Annotated in this window: 28 protein-coding genes; 11 read left to right on the plus strand and 17 right to left on the minus strand. The window is 67.0% G+C overall.

The annotated features are described in order from the left end of the window. Positions 1–21 precede the first annotated feature (21 nt). Entirely contained in the window at positions 22–852 is an 831-nt protein-coding gene (locus EPO41_RS22435) for an aldo/keto reductase (RefSeq protein ID WP_296329992.1), read from the plus strand. A 2-nt stretch (positions 853–854) separates the two neighbouring features. Here the strand turns inward: EPO41_RS22435 and ybeY are convergent, their stop codons facing one another. The 6 genes from ybeY to EPO41_RS22465 form a co-directional block, all read right to left on the minus strand. After that, entirely contained in the window at positions 855–1,283 is a 429-nt protein-coding gene (gene ybeY, locus EPO41_RS22440) for an rRNA maturation RNase YbeY (protein WP_296329994.1), read from the minus strand. A 25-nt stretch (positions 1,284–1,308) separates the two neighbouring features. Beyond that, on the minus strand, positions 1,309–2,262 hold the full coding sequence (locus EPO41_RS22445; protein WP_296330436.1) for a PhoH family protein: 954 nt from the start codon (positions 2,260–2,262) through the stop codon (positions 1,309–1,311). 17 nt (positions 2,263–2,279) lie between these two features. Next, a complete protein-coding gene (miaB, locus tag EPO41_RS22450; protein WP_296329998.1) occupies positions 2,280–3,692 on the minus strand; it encodes a tRNA (N6-isopentenyl adenosine(37)-C2)-methylthiotransferase MiaB in 1,413 nt (470 codons plus the stop codon). Positions 3,693–3,723: 31 nt separating this feature from the next. Beyond that, positions 3,724–4,599 carry a lysophospholipid acyltransferase family protein gene (locus EPO41_RS22455; RefSeq protein WP_296330003.1) on the minus strand — a complete coding sequence of 292 codons (876 nt, stop codon included), beginning with the start codon at positions 4,597–4,599 and terminating at the stop codon, positions 3,724–3,726. Then, positions 4,592–5,434 carry a GNAT family N-acyltransferase gene (locus EPO41_RS22460; protein ID WP_296330006.1) on the minus strand — a complete coding sequence of 281 codons (843 nt, stop codon included), beginning with the start codon at positions 5,432–5,434 and terminating at the stop codon, positions 4,592–4,594. The genes EPO41_RS22455 and EPO41_RS22460 overlap by 8 nt, the downstream gene beginning before the upstream one ends. A 66-nt stretch (positions 5,435–5,500) precedes the next feature. Further along, positions 5,501–5,938 carry a Fur family transcriptional regulator gene (locus EPO41_RS22465; protein WP_296330009.1) on the minus strand — a complete coding sequence of 146 codons (438 nt, stop codon included), beginning with the start codon at positions 5,936–5,938 and terminating at the stop codon, positions 5,501–5,503. Positions 5,939–5,982: 44 nt separating this feature from the next. On the opposite strand from EPO41_RS22465, the gene EPO41_RS22470 reads away from it, so the two are divergent. Beyond that, positions 5,983–6,216 carry a sulfurtransferase TusA family protein gene (locus tag EPO41_RS22470; RefSeq protein ID WP_296330012.1) on the plus strand — a complete coding sequence of 78 codons (234 nt, stop codon included), beginning with the start codon at positions 5,983–5,985 and terminating at the stop codon, positions 6,214–6,216. On the opposite strand, the gene EPO41_RS22475 is transcribed toward EPO41_RS22470, so the two are convergent. Beyond that, positions 6,217–6,687: a GNAT family N-acetyltransferase gene (locus EPO41_RS22475; protein WP_296330016.1), complete on the minus strand. Its 471-nt coding sequence runs from the start codon at positions 6,685–6,687 to the stop codon at positions 6,217–6,219. A gap of 12 nt (positions 6,688–6,699) precedes the next feature. Continuing rightward, positions 6,700–7,374, minus strand: a complete 675-nt coding sequence (gene tsaB, locus EPO41_RS22480) for a tRNA (adenosine(37)-N6)-threonylcarbamoyltransferase complex dimerization subunit type 1 TsaB (RefSeq protein WP_296330018.1) — start codon at positions 7,372–7,374, stop codon at positions 6,700–6,702. Between the two features lie 57 nt (positions 7,375–7,431). Here tsaB and ddpX point away from each other — a divergent pair, with 57 nt between their 5' ends. Further along, entirely contained in the window at positions 7,432–7,989 is a 558-nt protein-coding gene (gene ddpX, locus EPO41_RS22485; RefSeq protein ID WP_296330021.1) for a D-alanyl-D-alanine dipeptidase, read from the plus strand. Between the two features lie 24 nt (positions 7,990–8,013). Here ddpX and EPO41_RS22490 read toward each other — a convergent pair whose 3' ends face one another. The 6 genes from EPO41_RS22490 to EPO41_RS22515 form a co-directional block, all read right to left on the minus strand. Beyond that, positions 8,014–9,120: a glucosaminidase domain-containing protein gene (locus EPO41_RS22490; RefSeq protein ID WP_296330023.1), complete on the minus strand. Its 1,107-nt coding sequence runs from the start codon at positions 9,118–9,120 to the stop codon at positions 8,014–8,016. 100 nt (positions 9,121–9,220) lie between these two features. After that, on the minus strand, positions 9,221–9,769 hold the full coding sequence (locus EPO41_RS22495; RefSeq protein WP_296330026.1) for a NifU family protein: 549 nt from the start codon (positions 9,767–9,769) through the stop codon (positions 9,221–9,223). A gap of 291 nt (positions 9,770–10,060) precedes the next feature. Beyond that, positions 10,061–10,543 carry a universal stress protein gene (locus EPO41_RS22500; protein ID WP_296330028.1) on the minus strand — a complete coding sequence of 161 codons (483 nt, stop codon included), beginning with the start codon at positions 10,541–10,543 and terminating at the stop codon, positions 10,061–10,063. Positions 10,544–10,563: 20 nt separating this feature from the next. After that, positions 10,564–11,409, minus strand: a complete 846-nt coding sequence (locus EPO41_RS22505) for a TIGR02186 family protein (protein WP_296330031.1) — start codon at positions 11,407–11,409, stop codon at positions 10,564–10,566. Continuing rightward, on the minus strand, positions 11,406–12,332 hold the full coding sequence (locus EPO41_RS22510) for a sulfite exporter TauE/SafE family protein (protein ID WP_296330035.1): 927 nt from the start codon (positions 12,330–12,332) through the stop codon (positions 11,406–11,408). Before EPO41_RS22510 ends, EPO41_RS22505 begins: the two co-directional genes overlap by 4 nt. Before the next feature lie 8 nt (positions 12,333–12,340). Continuing rightward, entirely contained in the window at positions 12,341–13,369 is a 1,029-nt protein-coding gene (locus EPO41_RS22515; RefSeq protein ID WP_296330037.1) for a DUF2333 family protein, read from the minus strand. 83 nt (positions 13,370–13,452) lie between these two features. Between EPO41_RS22515 and EPO41_RS22520 the strand changes: the two genes are divergently transcribed. From EPO41_RS22520 to EPO41_RS22535, 4 genes are all read left to right on the plus strand, one after another. After that, positions 13,453–14,406 carry an alpha/beta hydrolase gene (locus EPO41_RS22520; RefSeq protein ID WP_296330040.1) on the plus strand — a complete coding sequence of 318 codons (954 nt, stop codon included), beginning with the start codon at positions 13,453–13,455 and terminating at the stop codon, positions 14,404–14,406. A gap of 10 nt (positions 14,407–14,416) precedes the next feature. Next, on the plus strand, positions 14,417–15,541 hold the full coding sequence (locus tag EPO41_RS22525) for an MFS transporter (RefSeq protein WP_296330043.1): 1,125 nt from the start codon (positions 14,417–14,419) through the stop codon (positions 15,539–15,541). 66 nt (positions 15,542–15,607) lie between these two features. After that, entirely contained in the window at positions 15,608–16,054 is a 447-nt protein-coding gene (locus tag EPO41_RS22530) for a MarR family transcriptional regulator (protein WP_296330050.1), read from the plus strand. Continuing rightward, positions 16,051–16,545 (plus strand): ATP-binding protein, encoded by a 495-nt coding sequence (locus tag EPO41_RS22535; protein ID WP_296330053.1) that lies wholly within the window; start codon positions 16,051–16,053, stop codon positions 16,543–16,545. Before EPO41_RS22530 ends, EPO41_RS22535 begins: the two co-directional genes overlap by 4 nt. Here EPO41_RS22535 and gloB read toward each other — a convergent pair. Then, positions 16,542–17,318 (minus strand): hydroxyacylglutathione hydrolase, encoded by a 777-nt coding sequence (gene gloB, locus EPO41_RS22540; protein WP_296330056.1) that lies wholly within the window; start codon positions 17,316–17,318, stop codon positions 16,542–16,544. The genes EPO41_RS22535 and gloB overlap by 4 nt on opposite strands. A gap of 72 nt (positions 17,319–17,390) precedes the next feature. On the opposite strand from gloB, the gene EPO41_RS22545 reads away from it, so the two are divergent. From EPO41_RS22545 to EPO41_RS22560, 4 genes are read left to right on the plus strand one after another with little or no spacing between them, the layout of a single operon-like run. Then, positions 17,391–18,176 carry a methyltransferase domain-containing protein gene (locus tag EPO41_RS22545; protein WP_296330059.1) on the plus strand — a complete coding sequence of 262 codons (786 nt, stop codon included), beginning with the start codon at positions 17,391–17,393 and terminating at the stop codon, positions 18,174–18,176. Positions 18,177–18,196: 20 nt separating this feature from the next. Next, the gene (locus EPO41_RS22550) at positions 18,197–19,129 is read left to right on the plus strand and encodes a DUF1932 domain-containing protein (RefSeq protein WP_296330064.1); all 933 of its coding nucleotides are present in this window, start codon (positions 18,197–18,199) and stop codon (positions 19,127–19,129) included. Next, positions 19,119–19,622: a YbaK/EbsC family protein gene (locus EPO41_RS22555; RefSeq protein WP_296330067.1), complete on the plus strand. Its 504-nt coding sequence runs from the start codon at positions 19,119–19,121 to the stop codon at positions 19,620–19,622. The genes EPO41_RS22550 and EPO41_RS22555 overlap by 11 nt, the downstream gene beginning before the upstream one ends. Further along, a complete protein-coding gene (locus tag EPO41_RS22560; protein WP_296330070.1) occupies positions 19,615–20,061 on the plus strand; it encodes a GNAT family N-acetyltransferase in 447 nt (148 codons plus the stop codon). The genes EPO41_RS22555 and EPO41_RS22560 overlap by 8 nt, the downstream gene beginning before the upstream one ends. A 65-nt stretch (positions 20,062–20,126) precedes the next feature. On the opposite strand, the gene metW is transcribed toward EPO41_RS22560, so the two are convergent. Together metW and EPO41_RS22570 are read right to left on the minus strand one after the other, a co-directional pair. Then, complete coding sequence (gene metW, locus EPO41_RS22565) at positions 20,127–20,732, minus strand: methionine biosynthesis protein MetW (protein WP_296330071.1); 606 nt, start codon at positions 20,730–20,732, stop codon at positions 20,127–20,129. Then, entirely contained in the window at positions 20,729–21,898 is a 1,170-nt protein-coding gene (locus tag EPO41_RS22570; protein WP_296330438.1) for a homoserine O-acetyltransferase, read from the minus strand. Before EPO41_RS22570 ends, metW begins: the two co-directional genes overlap by 4 nt. Between the last annotated feature and the right edge of the window lie 12 nt (positions 21,899–21,910).

Consider the following 21,910-nt stretch of genomic DNA (forward strand, 5'->3'; position numbering starts at 1 on the left):
TGCAATCCATGGAAGTTCCTGATGCGTTCCTGCAAGCTGCCTTCCGGAGCGGAAATGCCGGCTCTCGGCCTCGGCACCTGGCGTATGGGCGAGAATGCGCGCCGCCGGCCCGAGGAGCTCGATGCCCTGAAATACGGCCTCGACCTCGGCTATCCCATGATCGACACAGCCGAAATGTACGGTGAAGGCGGTGCCGAGGAGATCGTGGGCGATGCGCTGGCGGGTCGCGGCACCCGGCCCTTCATCGTGAGCAAGGTCTACCCGCACAATGCCTCCCGGGCGGGCACCATCGCGGCCTGCGAGCGCAGCCTGAAGCGCATGCGTCTCGAGCGCATCGACCTCTATCTGCTGCACTGGCGCGGCGGCGCCCGCCTGGAAGAGACGTTCGAGGCGTTCCACAAACTGAAGAGCGCCGGAAAGATCGGCGATTTCGGCGTGAGCAATTTCGATCTCGACGACATGCGGGATGCCGCCAAGCTCGACAAGGGCCTCACCGGCACCAACCAGGTCCTCTACTGCCTGTCGCGCCGCGGTCCCGAATTCGACCTGCTGCCGTGGATGCGCAAGCACTCCATCCCGCTGATGGCCTATTCGCCGCTCGACCAGGGGGCGCTGCTGCGCAAGGCGCCGCTCAAGAAGCTGGCAGACGAAGTCGGCTGCACGCCGGCGCAACTGGCGCTTGCCTGGCTGTTCGCCCAGCCGGGCGTCGTCACGATTCCGAAATCATCGAACCGCGAGCGCGTGAAGGAAAACTTCGCGGCGCTCCAGGTCGAGCTGCCTCCGAAGATCCTGGCCGAGCTCGACCGCACCTTCCCGCCACCGAAGACGAAGCAGCCGCTTGAGATGCTCTAACGCTAAGCATAGGGATCGGCGATCCCGAGCTTGGCCAGCACGCGGCGCTCGAGTGCTTCCATGCGCTCGGCATCGGCCTCGCCCGTCTCGTGGTCGTAGCCCAGCAGATGCAACGTGCCGTGCACGACGAGATGCGTGAAATGGTCCGCCATCGACTTTCGCTGCTCGCGCGCCTCGCGTCCCACGGTCTGGCGCGCCAGCACCATGTCGCCCAGGAAATCGCGCTCGCCGGAAGGATAGGACAGGACGTTGGTGGGCTTGTCCTTCTTACGGTCGCGTGCATTGAGCACACGCACGCCCTTGTCGCTCTCCAGCGCGACGTTGAGCGAGCGGCGACCGCCGCGACGCGCGCCGGCAAACGCCGCCCGTGCTGCACGCTTCGCCAGTCGTTCGGCATCGGGCAAGGCCTTGATCCAGCCTTCGTCCAGCACGATGACCGTGCAACGAAGCGACGGCTTAGCCCTTGGCCTTCTTGTCGCGGGCGTCATAGGCATCGACGATGCGGGTCACGAGATCGTGCCGCACCACGTCCTGGGAGGTGAGCCGTACAAAGCGTACGCCCTCGACGTTCGACAGCGTCTCCACGGCGTCGTTCAGGCCGGACTTCTGATTGTTCGGCAGGTCGGTCTGGCTCGGGTCGCCGGTGATGACCATACGCGAGCCTTCGCCGAGACGGGTCAGGAACATGCGCATCTGCATGGGCGTCGTGTTCTGCGCCTCGTCGAGGATGACGTAGCAATGCGCCAGCGTGCGGCCACGCATGAAGGCGAGCGGTGCGATCTCGATCTCGCCGGACTCCATGCGATGCGCGATCTGCTCGGCCGGAATCATGTCGTGCAGCGCGTCGTAGAGCGGCCGCAGGTAGGGATCGATCTTCTCCTTCATGTCGCCGGGCAGGAAGCCCAGCCGCTCGCCGGCCTCGACCGCCGGACGCGACAGCACGATACGCTCGACCTTGCCCGCGAGGAGCAGCGAGACGCCCATGGCGACCGCGAGATAGGTCTTGCCGCTGCCGGCGGGCCCGAGCGCGAACACCATGTCGCGCTCGCGGAGCGCCGCCAGATAGCCGCGCTGGCCGGGCGTGCGCGCCTGGATAGTGCGCTTGCGCGTGCGGATGCTTTCGGCGTCGCCGCCTTCCGCGCCGCTCCTGGCAAAGCGGACGGCCGCGTCGATGTCGGCGCCTTCGATGGAGAGGCCACGCTTCAGCCGCTCGTAGAGGCCGGAGATCGCCTTCTGCGCGATCACGGCATCGTCGGGCGTGCCGGAGATGGCGAGCTGGTTGCCGCGCGCGGCCAGCTGCACGTTCGCAAGCTGTTCGATGCGCACCAGGTTGCGGTCGTGATTGCCGTAGAGCACGGCCAGCAGCGCATTGTCGTCGAATGTCATGCGCCGAACGTCGGCAGCGCGCATGCCGGCGACCGGGTCGCTCACGCGGCCGCCTCGCAGGGACCAACGACGATTTCGCCCAGGAGACTGTTGGCATAGCCCTCGATCAGGCGAACGTCGACGACATGACCAAACAGGCGCGGATTGCCCTGAGCGTAAACCGACTGCAGCCACGGCGTCTTGCCCATGATCTGGCCAGGCTTGCGGCCGGGCTCAGCGAACAATACCGGCACGGTGGTGCCGGCCTTCGACTCGTTGAACCGGCGCGCCTGATGACCGACCAGCGCCTGCAGCGCCGCGAGACGCGCCACCTTCACGTTCTCCGGCACCTGGTCGGCCAGTGCCGCGCCGGGCGTGCCCGGCCGCCGGCTGTACCGGAAGGCGTAGGCCGAGGCGAAACCCACCTGTTCGATCAGGCGCATCGTGTCGTCGAAATCGGCATCGCTTTCACCCGGAAAGCCGACGATGAAGTCGGACGACAACGCGAGGTCGGCACGGGCGTGGCGCAGACGGTCGACGATGCGGAGATAGAGATCGCGATCGTGGCGGCGGTTCATCGCCTCGAGGATGCGGTCCGATCCCGACTGCACCGGCAAGTGCAGGTAAGGCATGAGTTGCGGGACGTCGCCATGCGCCGCAATCAGCTCGTCGTCCATGTCGCGCGGATGGGAGGTGGTGTAGCGCAGGCGCGCCAGGCCTGGGATCTCGCCGATCGCCCGCAGCAGACGCGCGAGCGACCAGGCCGAGCCGTCCGGGCCCTCGCCGTGATAGGCGTTGACGTTCTGGCCGAGCAGCGTGAGCTCCAGCGCGCCCGCTTCGATGAGCTGCCGCGCTTCGGCGAGCACCGCGGCAGCGGGCCGCGAATATTCCATGCCGCGCGTATAGGGCACGACGCAGAAGGTGCAGAACTTGTCGCAGCCTTCCTGGATGGAAACGAACGCCGAACCCGCGCGGATCCCCTGCGGCGACGGCAGGTGATCGAACTTGCTCTCGGGCGGAAACTCCGTGTCGAGAACGCCGGCGCCCGGCTGCCGCCGGCCGGCATCGCCGCTAGCCGCCTTGCGCGCCACCTGCGCCAGCAGTTCGGGCAGCCGGTGATAGGCCTGAGAGCCCACGACGATGTCGACGGCGGGCTGGCGACGGATGATCTCCTCGCCCTCGGCCTGGGCCACACAGCCGGCGACGGCGATGGTCAGGTCGCGCCCCTCCGCCCGGCGCTCGGTCTTCGCGGCGCGCAGGCGGCCAAGCTCGGAATAGACCTTTTCCGAGGCATGCTCGCGGATGTGGCAGGTGTTCAGCACGACCAGATCGGCCTGCTCGGGCGCATCTGCCAGAGCATAGCCCAGCGGCCGCAGGACGTCGGCCATGCGGTCGGAATCGTAGACATTCATCTGGCAGCCATAGGTGCGGATGAACACGCGCTTGGGCTGCCCGTCGGTGCGGACGTCCTTCATCGGTCTCCGGTGCTGGAACGGCGGGGTTCTATCATCGCCGACCGGCAGGGTCGAGGGCCACCGGCTCGGCCAGGGACGGCAGCAGTTCGGGCCGGCCTGAATTCGCCGCCTGCACGCCAGAAGACACCTGGCGATGGCAATACTCCGCCAGCTTCTTGCGGTCGCCCAGGAGGTCGATGTCGATCGGTGGGAAGAACGTCACCACCGCCTGCGTCTCGCCGAGGCAGACCATCTGCCAAAGATGCGGCACCAGGTCGAGATCGCCGAACCAGGCAAAGAGCGGCCGCCAGTAGCGGCCCAACGGGATTCCATCGAGACGGGTGTAGGAGATCGCCACCGGCTGCACGACGATCGGCCGGTCGTCACGCCGGAGTTGCGCCACGGCAAACAGGGCACTGCGGAAGGGCAGCACGCGCGTGCCGTCGCTGCTGGTTCCCTCGGGAAACAGCATCAGATTGTCGCCGGTGTTCAGCCGCTGCATCATCGCGTCGCGACTGCTGCTGGTCTTGTTGGACCGTCGTTCGACGAAGATAGTGCGCTGGGCCTTGGCCAGGGTGCTGAAGAACGGCCACGTCGCCACTTCGGCCTTCGCGACGAAGCAGCCGGGGATGAGCCCGCCCAGCACCTCGATGTCGAGATAGGAGACGTGGTTGCAGACGAAGAGCGTCGGCGTCACCGTCGAGCGCTCGCCGTTCACCTTCACCTTGATGCCGAGGATCACGCAGACCGTGCGGTGATACATCACCGGCAGCCAGCGTATGACGGGCGTCACGCGGAACGCCAGCGCCAGCAGATGGAACGGCAGCATCACCAGCGTGAGCAGCAGATAGCTCAGGAGCCGAAATGCGCCGCGCAGGGGAGAGCCGATCCACGTCACAGCGAAAGGAACGTCCGTCGCGCTACTCACGCATTCCGCGTTCGTAGTGGCGGATGTACTTCTCCGTCACCAGCTCGGTCTTCACGATGATGAAGACGTCCGTGCTGTTGAACTCGTGATCGATGACGGCGCCGTCGCCGACGAAGCCGCCCAGTCGCAGGTAGCCCTTGATCAGCGGCGGGACGCGCGCCATCGCCTTGCGCGGGTCGTAGCTGCCGGGCTCGAGCATATCCATCTTCACGTAGCGGCTCGGCAGCGCGCGCACGCGGATCTCGGGCGGCGCGAGATGGTGGTGATAGAGATAGGACAGCGCCTGGGCGTGCTGCGTCGGATCTATGCCCGGAATGCTGGCGCAGCCGAACATCACCTGGATGTTGTAATGGTAAGCGTAGAGCGCGATGCCCCGCCACAGCATCTGCATGGTCGCGGTATTGCGTGCGTCGCGCGCGATGCAGGAGCGGCCAAGCTCCAGCACTTCGCCCGGATAGTCGATCATCTTCTGGATGTCGTATTCGGCCGACGAATAGAACCGGCCCATCTTCGCCGCCGCGGGCCGGCGGATCAGGCGATAGGTGCCGACGATTCCTTCAGGTCCTTCGCCGCGGCGGCGGTCGAGCACCAGCAGGTGATCGCAGACCTCGTCGAATGGATCGAAGTCGCGGCCGATCGCCTTCATTTCGGGCGAGGCCTGCGCCGCCATTTCTTCATAGAAAACGCGGAAACGCAGGGCCTGCGCAGCTTCGATCTCGGCCGCCGTCTCCGCGAGGCGCACTTCGAAATCGCCAGCAACGACCTTCACGATCTCCGCATTGGAGACGGGCGGTCCAAGAAGCTCGGCTTCGCTATCAACGCGGTCGATGCGCATGATTAATCCGCAAGGGGGCCGCCCCGATCATGGCCCCATTATCGGGCTGGCGAGGGGCGCGTCCACTTATTTTTGGCGCTCGGATTTCCCATCCAGGGGAACACCATAGAGTTCCAGGCGGTGACCGACGAGCCGATACCCGGCCTTCTCGGCGATCCTCCGTTGGAGCTCCTCGATCTCGTCGTTGTGGAACTCCACGACCTTGCCACTCTGGATGTCGATCAGATGATCGTGGTGCTCCTCGGGCGTCTCCTCGTAGCGCGCCCGGCCGTCGCCGAAATCGTGCTTGGCGAGAATGCCCGCCTCCTCGAACAGCCGCACCGTGCGGTACACCGTGGCGATGGAGATGTTGGCATCGATCGCCGTCGCGCGCCGATGCACGGCCTCGACGTCGGGATGATCCGACGCATCCGACAGGACACGCGCGATCACGCGTCGCTGGTCGGTCATCTTGAGGCCGCGCTCTGCGCATAGGACTTCGAGTTTGGACTTTCGGTCTGGCATGCCCACCTACACTACACTGGCAGGCGTTCCGGGTATAGTTGGACATGTCCATACAGGCCGACCATGACATCGACATTACCGGCGAGGTCTGCCCCATGACCTTCGTACGGACGAAGCTCCGGCTCGAGCGCATGCAGCCCGGGGAAATTCTTGCCGTGCGCCTGCGCGGCGAGGAGCCGCTGCGCAACGTCCCGCGTGCCGCAAGGGACGAGGGCCATGCCATCCTCGGCATCGAGGTGGATGGGGATATCCACATCGTCACCATTCGCCGCCTCTGATCAGGTAAAATCGAGACGCATGACGAAGGCGTCGGCCGCCGGCCCGTCCCCGCGCATATAGTAGGCAGTCCGCCGTCCGACGGTCTCGAAGCCCAACGAGTTGTAGAGCTTCAGGGCGCCGGGATTATCCGCGCCGACCTCAAGGAAAAGTGTCCGCGCACCATCGCCCCGCACCCGGTCGATCACGGCGCCGAGGAGCAGCCGGGCAGCCCCACGGCGGCGATGGGCGGGATCGACGGCGATCGCGAGAAGCTCGGCCTCGTCGGCAGCCGTCCGACAGATGGCCATGCCGACGTCGACGTTGCTCTCCGTCAGCAGGAAGGCCGCGACACCCGGCGACGCCAGCAGGCCCGCAATGTCCTGCCGCGTCCAGCCGGGCTCGCCCATGGCCAGGAACGCCTCGCGGTGGAGACGCGACGCCCGGTCGAGGTCGACCGCGCGCAAGGGATTGAGGACGAAACCGGCGTTCATCGGCTCGCCCGGTCACTCGACCGTGCGGCGGGCGCCGTCCGGCAGGGTGATGTTGACCCCGCGCAGGTAAAGTGGTCGCGGCAGGCCATCGGCGCGATTTCGCCCTCGCCAGGCCTCAACGCCGTCCATGAGGGCAAGGCGGCCGAGCACGGCGGGATGGGGCTGCCCGTCTTGCGCGACGGCATCGACGCCGGCGGCCCGCAACGACGCGCCGAGCGGCGCCACGTCCTTTCCGACGATCAGGCATTCATGTCCGGCGAGGCGCGCCGCGAGGTCTGCGGCCGTCGCTGCGAAGGGTGCAGGATCGTCGCCGATGGCGGCGAACCAGTCGCCGAGCTTCGTGTCGACGGCCGCGACCACCAGCCGTTCCGTCGCCGGCGCCTGGGCGCGCAACACCGTCGTCGTGGGAAGACCAGCCAGGGGAAGGCCAAGTCCGACCGCGAGGCCGCGCGCGGCAGACAACCCCACGCGCACGCCGGTGAAACTGCCAGGACCGGTCGTGACGGCAATCAGGTCGAGCCCGGTTCGCGCCACGCCGGCCTGCTCCAGCGCAGCAGCGATCGCCGGGAGGAGCCGCGCCGCCTGGTCGCGTCCCTCCTCGAACAGACTCACCAGGCAAACGCCGTCGCGAACGACGGCAACACCCTGTCCGCTCACGGCGCAATCGAAAGCCAGGACAGTGCTCACGTGGCGTCACCGCGGCGGACACTGGCGCCGGCGGGAACGGCTGGGCATTGTGGTGTCATGAAGCTCGACATTGTTCCTATCGCTCCGCCCGATTTCGACGTCGACGTGACGCTGGCTTATGCGACCGAGGCAAATCTAACGGGGCGGCCGGTGTATCGGAACGCCGAATGCTGGCTGCATCGCGAAGCGGCCGACAAACTTGCCGCGGCGATCGCGCTGGCCCGGCCGCTTGGATACCGTCTGCGCATCTTCGACGCGCTGCGGCCCGTCGAAGCGCAGTGGGCGCTTTGGAACGTCAATCCCGACCCCGAGTTCATCGCCGATCCCCGTCGCGGCTCGCCCCACTCGCGCGGCGTGGCCGTCGACCTCAGTCTGCTCGACGCCGACGGTAACGAACTCGACATGGGCACCGCGTTCGATGCCTTCACGCCGCTGTCCCATCATGGACGCACCGACATTTCCGTCGGGGCGCAACGCAATCGCCTGCTGCTCATGGGCCTGATGACGTCGGCGGGCTGGGACTTCTACCGCAATGAATGGTGGCACTATCAGCTGTTCGACGCGCGGCGCTACCCGCTGGTCGCCGATGCCGACCTGCCCCGTCCCATGATGTGACCGATGATGTAGCGTCAGGCTCCCTCAGAATCCGGAGAGCTTGGCCTTGTCGAAATCGCGCAGATCGTTCTCGCGCATGATCTGGCGGACGAACTGCACGTAACCCTGGCCGCGCTCGGAATAGCGCAACAGCGAGCCGATCAGGCGGAAGCCGTCGGGATCCTCGCCGCGCTCGCGCATCGCCGCCCGCTCGTTGCGGAAGCCGGCATAGGCGGGATGGGTGTTCAGGTTGGCGACATAGGCGTCGGTCGCCTCGCCCACGTCGGTGAAGGGCTGCGGCATGCCGGCACCCGGCTTCCACGGCGCCGAGACGTTGTGACGGCCGACGGCCTGGATCTGGCCGTACAGGGCGTTGCCCGTGCGCGCCGCGAACGATGTGCCCCAACCCGACTCGACGCCGCCCTGGGCGATCGCCATCGAGGGCGGGACGATGTCGACCCTCCGGATGAGCTCGTCGATCTTGTCGGGTGTCGTGTCGTAGCGGTCGGCGAGATCGTCGAGCCAGATGCGCTCGATCGCCGTCAGCATCTGCGGCGTCGAATAGAGCTTGTCACGCAGGTAGAGAAGCTGTTCGCGATCGCCGAGGACGCGCTGGTTGACCTCGAGGATCACAGGCAGCAGCGCCGTGATGAACAGCATCTTTCGCTCGTTGCCGTCCTTGCTGCCGAGATCGGCCGGCACACGGTCGACCTTGTACGGGGGCACGGCCTCGCCCTGGCGGATGTCGGTCAGCGTATAGGAAACGTCGCGGAAGAAGCCGGCGAGCTCGTCGGCCGTGCGTGGACTGATCGCGCGCACCTGTACCTGGCGGCGAACGGCGTTGCCCGGCGCCGCGAAGCGACCGTGACCGCCGGACGAATCGCGCGTCGACCGATGCGCCACATCGTCGGGCTCGCTCCACTCGTGGCGCACGAAGGTGAGCGCGGCGGGTTCGGCTTCTAGGACGAAGAGACTGGCCTGATCGACTTCACGAGCCTCGGCGCTCCCGACACCGAAGGAAAGATAAGGCGCCGCGTCCACCGACGGCAGAGGCTTGTAGAGGACTACACCCGTTGCCAGCACGGCCGCCCAGGCGGCGGGAAAAGCATAATTGCGCCCACGCTCGATCGCGGGCCGTAACGTCAACTGCATGCCACACTCTTCATTGTTTTGCGCGCACGAACGGCCTGCCGCGCGGGCCCTGCGGGGCCCGCGAACGCCATCTCAACGCGAACGCTTGAGCTGAAGCGGCCTACTGGGCCGCTTGGACTTCAACGACTTCCGGCACGTAGTGCTTCAGAAGATTCTCGATTCCCATCTTCAGCGTGGCCGTCGAACTCGGGCAGCCCGAGCACGAACCCTGCATGTGCAGGTAGACGATGCCATCGCGGAAGTCGTGAAAGACGATATCGCCGCCGTCCTGGGCCACGGCGGGCCGGACGCGGGTGTCGAGGAGTTCCTTGATCTGGGCAACGACCTCGTCGTCGTCCGCCGCGACGGAAGCCGCCGCGTCCTGGTCGGCAATCACGGGATCGCCGGACGTGTAATGTTCCATGATGCCGCCGAGGATCGACGGTTTCATGATCTGCCAGTCCCGGTCGGCCGTCTTGGTGACGGTCACGAAGTCGGAGCCGAAGAACACGCGCTCGACGCCTTCAACCGCGAACAGCCTCTTGGCAAGCGGTGACGGCGTGGCGGCCTCGACGTTGGCGAAATCCGCTGTTCCCTTCTCCATGACCACTCGGCCAGGAAGAAACTTGAGAGTCGACGGATTGGGCGTCTGCTCGGTCTGGATAAACAAACCTACCTCCGGTTCGAATGCTTCGGGGGCGAACCCTTCGGCATCGCTCAGGCTGGGGATCAGGACGTCTCCATCCCCACTCGATGACTTTGGACGTAGGAACCGGGGGCAAGTCGATCAAGACGATTCTTGAGCCGCACTGTATAAATATTATGGAATAATCAAATATTATCTATATTTATCATGATGATAGAATGCGAAATTCCCAATGCAACCTTTATGCTTCAATTGTACACAAAGAAGATTTATGCGCGGATCGCCGCACTACAAACGACAAACCATGCGCACGGCTCATGATATTGCGTCGATCTCCGCCTCGGTGAGGGCGCCCGGGACGATGGTCAAAGGGATCCGAAGCTGCCCTCCGGACTTGCCTGTGAAGGCGGTCACCAACGGCCCCGGCCCCTCGCTGCCCGAGGCACTGCCAAGCACCAGGACCGAGATCGAACGATCCTCGCTGAGGAGCTTCGCGAGTTCGTCACGGCTCTTGCCTTCGCGGATGTAGATCGAGGGGGGCTGGCCGGTCATCGAGACCGCCACATCGGCGTGTCGGGCCACGACGGTCTCCGCCTGCTGGCGCGCTTCCTCGCGCATCAGCTCGATCACCGATCCCCATTGCTGCCCCTCGGGCGGATCCATGACGTACAGCATCGCCACCCGGCCCCCGGTGCGCTTGGCGCGGCGGCAGGCATACCGCAGGGCATTCCGCATCTCCGGACTCTCGTCGACGACGACCAGGAAGACGCGTTCGCCGGTCTTGAGCTGCTCGTTCATGGCCCTCTCCCTTCGATCTTCTAGAGACGCCGCATGACGGCGCCGCCCAGCCAGCCGACCAGCAGCGCCATCAGGATGGCGCCTACCCCGTACAGGGCTCCCTCATGCGCCGACCAGCCCGCGAGCTGGGCACTGAAGCCCACCTTGCCGACCGGCAGCGGCCGCGACACGGCCGCAACGATCTTACCCTCCCGCAACAGATAGACCCGGATATCGTACACGCCTTCCGGCAGCCGCGACGGGAAGGGCAGGTCGACGCGAAACAGCCGGCCGGCCTGCACCGTCACCTGGCCGATGGCCGCCGGGTAGAGACCCTCGCGCCGCTTCACCTCGACGAGCCCGGCGCGGAAGCGCGCCAGCTCCGCGGCGTCGCGGGGCGTCGCCGGCTTCAGGCTGGACAACCGGTCCTCGAGCGACAGGATCTCGCCACCGGCGCCACGGGCCAGCAGGCGCTGCAGCGGCTGGCTGGCTGCGATAGCATAGTAGGCCGGCACATCGTCGAACGCCTGCCGTCCGGTATTGAGCCAGATCCCCAGGAACCGCTGCTTGCGCATCACCGTCTCGCGCGCCGGCGGCCCGGCCACGACCACGACGATCTCGCCGGGCGGGTCGAACATACCGAACAGCAGGATGCTCTCGCCCTGGAAGGCCGAGGTGATCGACACGCGGGCGAGCGAGAGGTCCATGATCAGGTCGGGCGTCGTCGGCTGGTCCGGTACGGACGGCGGCACGGTAGCGTCGGGCGGCCCGCCGATGGTCGGCGCCGGCAAGGCTCCCGGCGCCGGCTCCAGGCGTGGGCCCTGCGCCAGGGCGCCGGTCGCGCCGACGAGGATCGCAAGGCAGGCCAGCAGACCCGACGACCTCACGGCAGCACCTCGCGGGTGCCCAGCGAATAAAGCGAGCTGGGGGTGCGCAACAGTTCGGTCAGGAGTTCGGCGGCCACGAGCAGGATCAGGAGCGACATGAGCGCACGCAGCGCCACACCCGGCAGCTTCGCGGCGAGCCGCGCACCGATCGGTGCGCCGACGACGCCGCCCAGGATCAGCAGCAGCGCCAGCACGACGTCGACAGTGCCGTTGGTCGCCGCCTGCAGGAAGGTGACGTTGGCCGCCACGAACAGGATCTGGAAGTTCGACGTGCCGATCACCACCGCGGTCGGCATGCCGAGCAGGTAGATCATCGCCGGCACCAGGACGAAGCCGCCACCGACGCCCAGGATCGCCGACAGGACACCGATGATGAATCCCAGCCCGATCGGCAGAAGGGCGCTGATGTAGAGCTTCGACTTGTAGAAGCGCAGCTTCAGGGGCAGCCGGTGCACGAGATAGTGGGTATGGAGCTTGCCACGCGGCGCGTCGGGATTGCGTCGGCGCTTGAAATAGGTGCTGAGACTCTCGAACATCATCAGCAGGCCGATCGTCGACAGCATCACGACGTAGAGCACCGCAATGACGAAATCGATCTGGCCGATGCGCTTCAGGTAGGTGAACAGCCAGACGCCGGCCGACGAGCCGAGCATGCCGCCCGCCAGCAGCACCAGCCCCATACGCAGGTCGACGTTGCCGCGCCGCCACTGCACCTGCAGCGAGGAGATCGAGTTGGCCACCACCTGGTTGGCCTGGCTGGCGACCGCGACCGCCGGCGGGATGCCGACGAAGATCAGCAGCGGCGTGGCAAGGAAGCCGCCACCGACGCCGAACATGCCCGACAGAAGCCCCGCCGCGGCGCCGAGGCCCAGCAGCAGGAACACGTTCATCGACAGCTCGGCGATGGGGAGATAGATCTCCACGCGGACGCCTACTTCAGCAGGATGTTGGTGATCTCGCGCAGCTGCGTGCGGGCGCGCAGCAGGTAGAAACCCTGCGCGAGCAGGTGATTGGGGATCAGCAGCGCATCGGGATAGCCGTTCCAGACGATCCACGGGTCGAGCTGGGCCGCGATACGGAAGGTGTCGACCGTGCCGTTCCAGGCGGTCGTGAGCTCGCGGTCGCGGATGACGTTCTGGAAGTCCACGCCGAGATCGCGCAGCAGCAGGTAGTAGACGTAGAGGCGGCCCTTGTTGAAATAGAAGATGTCATCGCAGCGGGCGTCGAACAGGTCCCCGGCCTTCTCGATGACGTGCTGGTCGATTGCCGCCGAATCCGAGCCGAGATCGTTGGCGATGCGATCGAGCAGCGCCTGGAGATTGTCCGCCCGCCGTTCGAACACCGCCTGCCCGGTGCCCAGGCGCTTGTTGTAGGCCATCAGCCTGTCGCGGCCGGCGCGGTACTTCTGGGCGGAGGTCGTGGATGGCAGCAGCGACACGCTGGGCTGCCACAGCCAGATGTTGGGCTGTTCGTTCAGGAAACCGCGTGCCTGCTCGAGGTCACGGTCGGTCTGGCTCGAGCCGCGCGTACGGCCGAGCTGGTCCATCAGCTCCGTGCTGAAGCGGCCCAGCGCCGACAGGATGCCGCGCTGGTAGTTCGGCATGTTGTCGAGCAGGCCGGCGGGCGTGAAGAAGGGCATCATCGGCGTCCAGGTGTGGACGTCGACCTCGCGCGTGACGAGGTCGGCCGCGGTGGCGACCGCCTTGCTTTCGCCAGGTGCAACGCCGCGCGCCGTGAACTGAGGATCGTCGTCGATGTCTTCCGTCACCAGCGCGCCGACCGGATAGTAGAGGATGAGCAGCGCGAGGACGATGCGCCACGTCCATCCCCAGACCCTGCGACCGCCTGACGATGGGGCGGAGGTCGAGCGGCCCGGGCGCCATCCCCGCACGCGGTCCCAGCTTCGCCGCCACCAGGAATCCGTGGCCGACGGGGCGCTGTAGTCCGGTTCGAATGTCATGGCACACCTTACCATTCGCCTCGTGACGAAATAGGGGCGAGGGCTGCTAGAGTGCAACGAATGTTTTCAATGGAGTGGGTGGAATGGCTCTCGATCCGGAATCCCAGCGGCTGATCGACCTGATGGCGGCGGCAAATCGCCCGGCCTGGAACACGCTCAGCCCGCAAGCCGCCCGCGATCTCTATCTTTCCCTGCGCCCCGGTGCACAGGGCCCCCGCCCCGCCGAGGTGACGGTCGCGGACCGCACCATCCCCGGCCCGGCGGGAGAGCTGCCCGTCCGGATCTATCGCCCGGCATCGGCGGCGGCCGATGCGAAACTGCCGGCACTGGTCTATGCGCATGGCGGCGGCTGGGTGTTCGGCAATCTCGACAGCCACGACGTGCTCTGCGCCCAACTCGCGATCGAGGCCGGCATCGCCGTCTTGCATGTCGACTATCGCCTGGCGCCCGAGGCCCGTTTCCCCGGCGCCTTCGACGATGTCGTTGCGGCCCTGAAGTGGGTGGCCGCCAACGGCGCCTCGGTCGGCATCGACCCTACGCGCCTCGCGATCGGCGGCGACAGCGCCGGCGGCAATCTCGCAGCCGCCACGTCGATCTGGGCGCGCGACCATGGCGGGCCGAAACTTCTGATGCAGCTTCTCGCCTATCCGGTGACGGACGCCGTGGCGCGCGCCGAATCGTACCGCCATTTCGAGGACGGCTACGGGCTGAACGCCGTCACCATGGAGTGGTTCTTCGATCACTACACGCCCGACCCGACGAGCCGCGGCGACTGGCGCGTCTCGCCGCTGCGCGCGGCGTCGCTCGCAGGCCTGCCGCCGGCGCTGGTTGTCACTGCCGGCTACGATCCGCTGCGCGACGAGGGCCGCGCCTATGCCTGGCGGCTGCAGCAGGAAGGCACGCAGGCCGACCTGGTCGAGTTCGGCGGCATGCTGCACGGGTTCCTCAGCTCGCCGATGCTGCTGCACGGCGCCCGGCGCGGCACCACGCTCTGCGCCGCGGCCCTGCGTGAGGCGCTGGTGCTGCGCGCCCCATGACCATCGCAGCGTGAGCGCGGCCTCCTCCCGCGGCGCCACCCCGGTCGGCATGGCGCTGCCGGGGCTGGTGATCGCCGTCTGCATGATTGGCGACACGCTGCTCTATGCCGTGCTGCCCCTCTATCATGAGGAGTTCGGCCTCTCGCTGGCGATGGTCGGCGTGCTGTTGTCGCTCAACCGCTGGATCCGCCTCCTCGCCAACTCCGGCGTCGCCCATCTCGGCGAGCGCATCGGCCCGCATGCGCTGATGATCGCCGCCGCCCTGGGCTCGGCCGTCTCGACCACGGTCTATGGCCTGATCGATGACCCGGCAGCGCAGGTCCTGGCGCGCATCCTCTGGGGCATCTCCTACGCCTCGCTCAATCTCGCGACGCTGGCCTATGCGGTGAGCGATCGCGCCAATGCCGGCAAGCGGGTCGGCGCGAGCCGCGCCGCCATCGGCCTCGTTCAGGCGATGTCACTGGTCGGCGGCGCCTGGATCGTGCTCGAGATCGGCGCCCGCCCGGTGTTCCTGATCTACGGCGTGGTGACGCTGATCGCACTCGGCGCGGCGATCGTCCTGCCGCGCCTGCCACCCGAGCCGGTCTCGAAGAAGGGCTTCAAACTGCCGATTCCCCACCGGCTGGAAGTCTGGGGTTTCGTCATGGGCTTTTCGGGTGACGGCGTCTTCCTGCTGACGCTCGCCTTCCTGATGAAAGACTCCATCACCTCCGTCGCTGCGGTGATGGCGACGGCGTTGCTGCTGGCGCTGCGCTGGCTGGTCGAGGTGACGACCGGGCCGATCGGCGGCTGGATCGGCGATCGTTTCGGGGCGCGGCGCATCGCCATCGCGAACGCGGCCTTCCTCATCGGCGGCTTCGTGCTGATCGCGGCGGATCACGAGTTGCTGGGCGCGCTGATGATCGTGATGACCCGCGGCATGTTCAACACGCTGATCCCGGTGCTGGTGATCGAGCGCGGCCACGGCACCGTCCTCTCCAGCCAGGCGAGCTACTCGACCTGGCGCGACTTCGGCGCCGCCGTCGGCCCCCTCACCGCGCCGTGGCTGTTCCTCAATGTGCCGCAGGCACCGCTCTACGCCGCGCTCGCCCTCGCCCTCGGTCTCAGCGGCTATTTTTGCCTCGTTCGGCGTTGATCTGGAAACGCGCGATTTATTTCCCCAATACTTGCAATTGGAAATATATCGGCCCATATACGGCCAATGAGCACTCCCTCTTTCTCCGCCACCCTCAACCTGCTCCGCGCCACGGCGCGCCTCGAAGAGCGCTTCGCCGGCGAGCTCGGCTCCGTGCACGGGCTTGCCCTCAAGGAGGTGCTGCTGCTGATGCACCTCGAGCGGGCGCCCCTGAACCGACTGAGCCGCATCGACCTCGCCAAGCGACTGCATGTCAGCCCCTCGACCGTGACCCGCATGACCACCCCCCTGGAGAAGCTGGGCTGTGTCGGCCGCGAAGCCGATCCGCGCGATGCCCGCCTCGCTTATGTCGTGCTGTCCGAAGCCGGCCAGCGGCTGGTCGGTGAGGCCCGGGCGACGCTCGAGCGCATGGCCGCTGACCTGTTCCGCGACCGCTGGGCCAAGTCGGAGATCGCCACTCTGGCCGACCTGCTGGGCCGCCTCACCGCCGGCCAGCCGGGAGACCTGTCGTGATCCATCTCATTTGCGGCTCGACCGGCGCCGGAAAGACCACTTACGCAAACAAGCTGCGCCAGCAGCTCGGCGCACTGCATCTGTCGATCGACGACTGGATGGTGACGTTGTTCGCGCCCGACAGGCCGCGGCAGGTGAGCTGGCCGTGGATCGAGGAGCGTGTGTTGCGCTGTGAGCAGCAGATCCTGGCAACGGCCCTCGATCTCGCCCGCACCGGTATCCCCTCGATCCTCGATCTCGGCCTTCAGCGAGCCGACCAGCGTCGTCGCGTCGCCGAACGGGTCGCGGCGGCCGGCGTCGGCGTGCGCCTGCATTTCCTCGACATCGATGCCGCGGAACGCTGGCGTCGCGTCGAGCAGCGCAACGGCCAACAGGGCGAAAGCTTCCGCGTGACGGTCACGCGCCCGATGTTCGATTTCATCGAGACGATCTGGCAGCCGCCGACACCGGAAGAAATGTCGGCCTTCGACGGCGTGCGGGTCGCGGCCTAGCGGAACACGTCCTTGCGGTGGCGCACTTCGGCGAACACCGCGACGGGATCGCCCCCGGCGAGGCCGACCGCGGCCTGGACCGCCGGCACGTCGACGCGCAGGAACGGGTTGGTAGCCTTCTCTTCGCCGAGCAGCGAGGGCACCGTGGCCTCGCCCTTGGCACGCGCCGCATCGATCGCCGCCGAGCGCGCCTTGAGCTGCTGGTTGCCGGTCTCGACGGTCATCGCGAAGCGGGCGTTCGACTGGGTGTACTCATGCGCACAATAGACGCGCATGTCGTCGGGCAACGCGCGTAACCGGCTGAGCGACGTCCAGAACTGCTGCGGCGTGCCTTCGAACATCCGCCCGCAACCCAGCGCGAACAGCGTATCGCCGCAGAACAGCGCCCTCTGCTCGCGGAACGCATAGGCGATATGGCCGCTCGTATGGCCGGGCACGAAGAAGATCTCGGCCTCGGCCTCGCCCAGCCGGTAGCGGTCGCCGTCGTCGACCTCGACGTCGATGCCGGGGATGCGGGCACGGTCCTGGCGCAGGCCGACGATGGTGCAGCCGGTCGCCTTCTTGATCTCGAGGTTGCCGCCCACGTGATCGCCATGGTGGTGGGTGTTCAGGACATGGGTGATCTTCCAGCGGCGCTTTTCGGCCTCCGCGAGGACCGGTCCGGCCACGGCGGGATCGACGACGGCGACGGCGCCGCTCTGCGGTTCCCGCATCAACCACACGTAATTGTCATTCAGGACCGGGATACGGACGATGTCTAGCGTTGTGCTCATGATGCAACGCTAGCAGAGCTGACCTGCGCCGACCATGGCCCGTGCGGCCGGCTTTCTGCTACACTTCCGAGCATGTGGAGCGACGTCCTCGACCTTGAGGAATTCTACGGCAGCACGCTGGGCCAGATGACCCAGCGGCTTCTGCGCACCCGCCTGCGCGAGATATGGCCGAACGTGCGCGGCGAGACGGTGCTCGGGCTGGGCTACGCGCAACCGATGCTGCGGCCGTTCATGGAAGAAGCGGGCCGGACGCTCGCCTTCATGCCGGCCCAGCAGGGTGTCGCCCGCTGGCCGCGCGAGGGCCGCAACCTCGCGACCCTGGTCGACGAACTCGACCTGCCGCTGCCCGACCGGTCGGTCGACCGGGTCGTGCTGGTCCATGCCGTCGAATGCACCGAGCAGCTGCGCCCGATGCTGCGCGAGATCTGGCGCGTGATGGCCGACGGCGGCCGCATGGTCGTCGTGGCGCCGACGCGCACGGGCTTCTGGTCGCAGGTCGACCGCTCGCCCTTCTATCAGGGCCATCCCTATTCGGCGGGACAGCTCAACGCCCTGCTGCGCGCCAACATGTTCGCGCCGCTGCGCCAGACGCGCGCGCTCTACATGCCGCCGACCCGGTCGCGGCTCATGATGCGCATGGCGCCGACCATCGAGCGGTTCGGCCAGCGCTGGCTCGGCCGCTTCGGCGGCGTCAACGTCATCGAATCCGGCAAGCAGCTCTATGCCGGCATTGCCGAGCGCAGCCAGCCGCAAGCCGTCCCGGTGCGGCCGAAGCTCCGGGTCGCCAGCTCGCGCGACACCCCGCAGGTCGCGGGCGCAGCGCGCAACGCCGAGGATGGCGACAAGCCCGCCTCCTGATTCCCAACGGAAAGATCGACATGTCATTTTCTCCGCGCGTCATCGCGCTGCTGGGTTTTGGCGAGGCGGGATCGGCCATCGCGCGTGGTCTCACGGCAGAGGGCGGCTGGCGCGGCCCCTCGAAGCCCGGCGACAACGCCCCGCGCCGCGTCATCGCCATCGACACCGCGCTCGACAGGGACCCGCGCGGCACGGCGCTGGGCAGGGTCGCGCGCGGCCTCGATGTGGCGATCGGTGACAGCTACACCGAGGCGCTGGGCGAAGCCGATCTCGTGATCTGCGCCGTGCAGGGCGAGCACGCGCGCTCGGCCGCCCAATCCGCCGCGCCGCTCCTGAAGAAGGGCGCCCACTATCTCGACCTCTGCACCGTCACCGGCAGGATGTCGGACGAGGATCGCGCCGAGATCGAGAAGGGCGCGGGCCGATACATCGACATCGCCGTCATGGGCGGCTTCTTCAAGCAGGGCATCAAGGCGCCGATGCTGGTGGCGGGCGAGGATGCCGCCGACGCCGTGGCCTGGATGAACGACAACGGCTTCGTCGCCACCTTGCTGGGACCGAAGCCCGGCAGCGCCTCGTCGGTGAAGATGCTGCGCAGCACGCTCGTGAAGGGCATCGAGGCGCTGGGCGTCGAGGCGCTGGTCGCCGCACAGCGCCAGGGCATTTTAGACGAAGTGCTGGGCTGCCTGGGCGACGCCGATTCGATGGGGCTCGCCGGCTTCATCACCATGCTGGTGCAGACGCATGTCGTTCACGCCCATCGCCGCTGGGAAGAGATGGGCCTGGTCGCGCAGACGCTGCGCGAAACCGGCGTCGATCCGCTGATGACCGAATCCATCGAGAAGAGCCACCGCCGGACCGTCGACGCCCATATCGCGCCGGCCGATGGCCAGGTGCCGAGCCTCGAAGAGGCGCTGAAAATCCTGTCGGAGAAGGTGATCCGTGGACACTGAGATCAAGACGGGTGAGGTCTTCGACCGGCTGGTGACGCTCCTCACCGACGCGAAAGCGAACTTCCGCGTCATCGAGCACGCCCACGAGGGCAAGTCGGAAGCCATCAGCGCCATCCGCGGCAACCGCCCGGACCAGGCGGCCAAGGCGATGGTGCTGGACGTGCGCGGCGGTGGTGGCGGCAAGCGGCATGTGCTCGCGATCCTGCCGGGCAGCCGCAAGCTCGACTTCGCCGCGGTCGCCGCGCTCTTCGAGGCGCGCAAGTGCGGCTTCGCCTCGCCGGACACGGCACAGCAGCTCACCGGCTGCGTCATGGGCGCCGTGCCGCCGTTTGCACTGGATCCCGCGATCTCGATCGTCGTCGAGGAAGACCTGCTGGCCAACGAGACGCTGTTCTTCAACGCGGGCCGCCTCGATCGCTCGATGGAACTCGACACGAAGGACTGGCTGGCGATCGCGAAACCGCGCCTCGCCCGGATCGCGACGCGTGACTGAGGTCTGGAGTTTCGGCCCCGTCAGCGAGGCCGACTTCGAACCGCTGCTGGCGATCCGTACCGATGTCATGCGCGAGCATCTCGAACGGGTCGGGCGCTATACGCCCGAGCGATCGCGCCACATGTTTCGAAGCCATTTCGACGAGCCGGGAATGCGGCTCATCCGGCAGGCGGGCATCCGCGTCGGTTGCGTCGGCTTCCGCCGGCACGATCACGAAATACGCATCGACTCGTTTTATCTCGAACGCCGCCTGCACGGCTCGGGCCTCGGCACCACGATCCTGAAGGCGCTACTGGCCGAAGCCGACGCGACCGGTCTGCCCGTGCGCCTCGAAGTGCTGACCGGCAGCAAGGCCGATCGCCTCTATCTGCGCCACGGCTTCGTGAAGCTCAGGGAAGACGAGATCGAGGGCTTCTACGAAAGACCGGCATCGTCATAGGAGCGCGCCACTCCAGTGGCGCAATCATGATCATGAGGCGCCACTGGAGTGGCGCGCTCCATGGATCAGTCCCGCCGCAGCATGAACACCGCCTGCTCGCCGATCAGGTTCGCGAGCAGCGGCGGCAGGGTGATGCGGCGGCTCTTGCTGTTCAGCACGATGGCGCGCTCGATGCGCACGCCCATGGCGCGGCAGAGCGCGCGGAAATCGTCGATGCTGCAGAGATGGATGTTGGGCGTGTCGTACCACTTGTAGGGCAGCGACGCGGTCTCCGGCATGCGGCCCCCGAACACCAGCCGCAGCCTCACCTGCCAGTGGGCGAAGTTGGGAAAGGAGACGATGGCGTGTTTGCCGACGCGCAGCATCTGCTCCAGCACCCGGCGCGGCTCGCGTGTCGCCTGAAGGGTCTGGCTCAGGATCACATAGTCGAAAGCGGCATCGGGATAGTCGCGCAGGTCGGTGTCGGCGTCGCCCTGCACCACTGACAGGCCGTTGGCAACGCAGGCGTTCACCCCGGCCTGGCTGAGTTCCATGCCGCGCGCATCGACCCTCTTGCCATTCATGAGATGGGCGAGCAGCGCACCGTCACCGCAGCCGACATCGAGGGCACGCGTGCCGGGCTCCACCATGTCGGCGATGAGCTGCAGGTCGACACGGATCGGCGCGTTCATCGGATCGCACTCCCGAGACCACGCACCGTCGCAGCCCCTTTCAGGAATCCCGAGAGCGTACGGAACATCTCGGGCTCGTCGAGCAGGAAAGCGTCGTGGCCCTTGTCGCTGTCGACCTCGACGAACGATACGTTGGCGGCCGCCGCGTTGAGCGCATGGACGACGGCGCGGCTCTCGCGCGTCGGAAACAGCCAGTCGCTGGTGAAGGACATCAGGCAAAACCGCGTCGCCGTGCCCCTGAAGGCATTGGCCAGCACATCGCCATGCGCGCCCGCGAGGTCGAAATAGTCCATCGCGCGCGTGATGTAGAGGTAGCTGTTGGCGTCGAAGCGATCCACGAAGGTCGAGCCCTGATGGCGCAGGTAGCTCTCCACCTGGAAGTCGGCATCGAAGCCGAAGCCCAGCGCGTCGCGATTCTGCAGCGCGCGGCCGAACTTGCGCTGCAGCGCCTGTTCCGAGAGGTAGGTGATGTGCGCGGTCATGCGGGCGACGGCGAGGCCGCGCGCCGGGTTGGTCTGGTGCAGGCGATAGTCGCCGCCCTTCCATTCCGGGTCGGCCATGATCGCCTGACGACCGACCTCGTGGAACGCGATGTTCTGCGCCGAGTGATGCGCGGCGCAGGCGATCGGTACCGCCGAGAAGACGCGCCTGGGATAGGTCGCCGCCCATTCCAGCACCTGCATGCCGCCCATCGAGCCGCCGATGACGCAGAATAGATCGGGAATGCCGAGATGGTCGAGCAGCGCCGCCTGCGCCCGCACCATGTCGCCGATCGTCACGACCGGAAAGCGCAGGTTCCAGGGCCGGCCGGTCGAGGGATCTTGGGCCTGCGGGCCGGTCGTGCCCATGCAATGGCCGAGTACGTTGATGCAGATGATGAAGTAGCGATCGGGATCGAGCACCTTGCCCGCCCCGATCAGGCTCTCCCACCAGCCATCCTTGCCGGTGACGGGATGGCGGTCGGCGACGAACTGATCGCAGGTCAGGGGATGGCAGACCAGGACGGCATTCGACTTGTCGGCGTTCAGCGTCCCATAGGTCTGATAGGCCACCCGGTAGGGACCGAGATCGACGCCGCAGTCGAGGCGCAGCGGCCGGTCCACGCCCAGGACCGCGTGGCGACACTGGGCGAGTGCCTTGCGTTCAGCATCGGTGAGGTCGTCCAGCACAGTCCTCTC

Source organism: Reyranella sp., assembly GCF_004297265.1.
Classification (GTDB): domain Bacteria; phylum Pseudomonadota; class Alphaproteobacteria; order Reyranellales; family Reyranellaceae; genus Reyranella.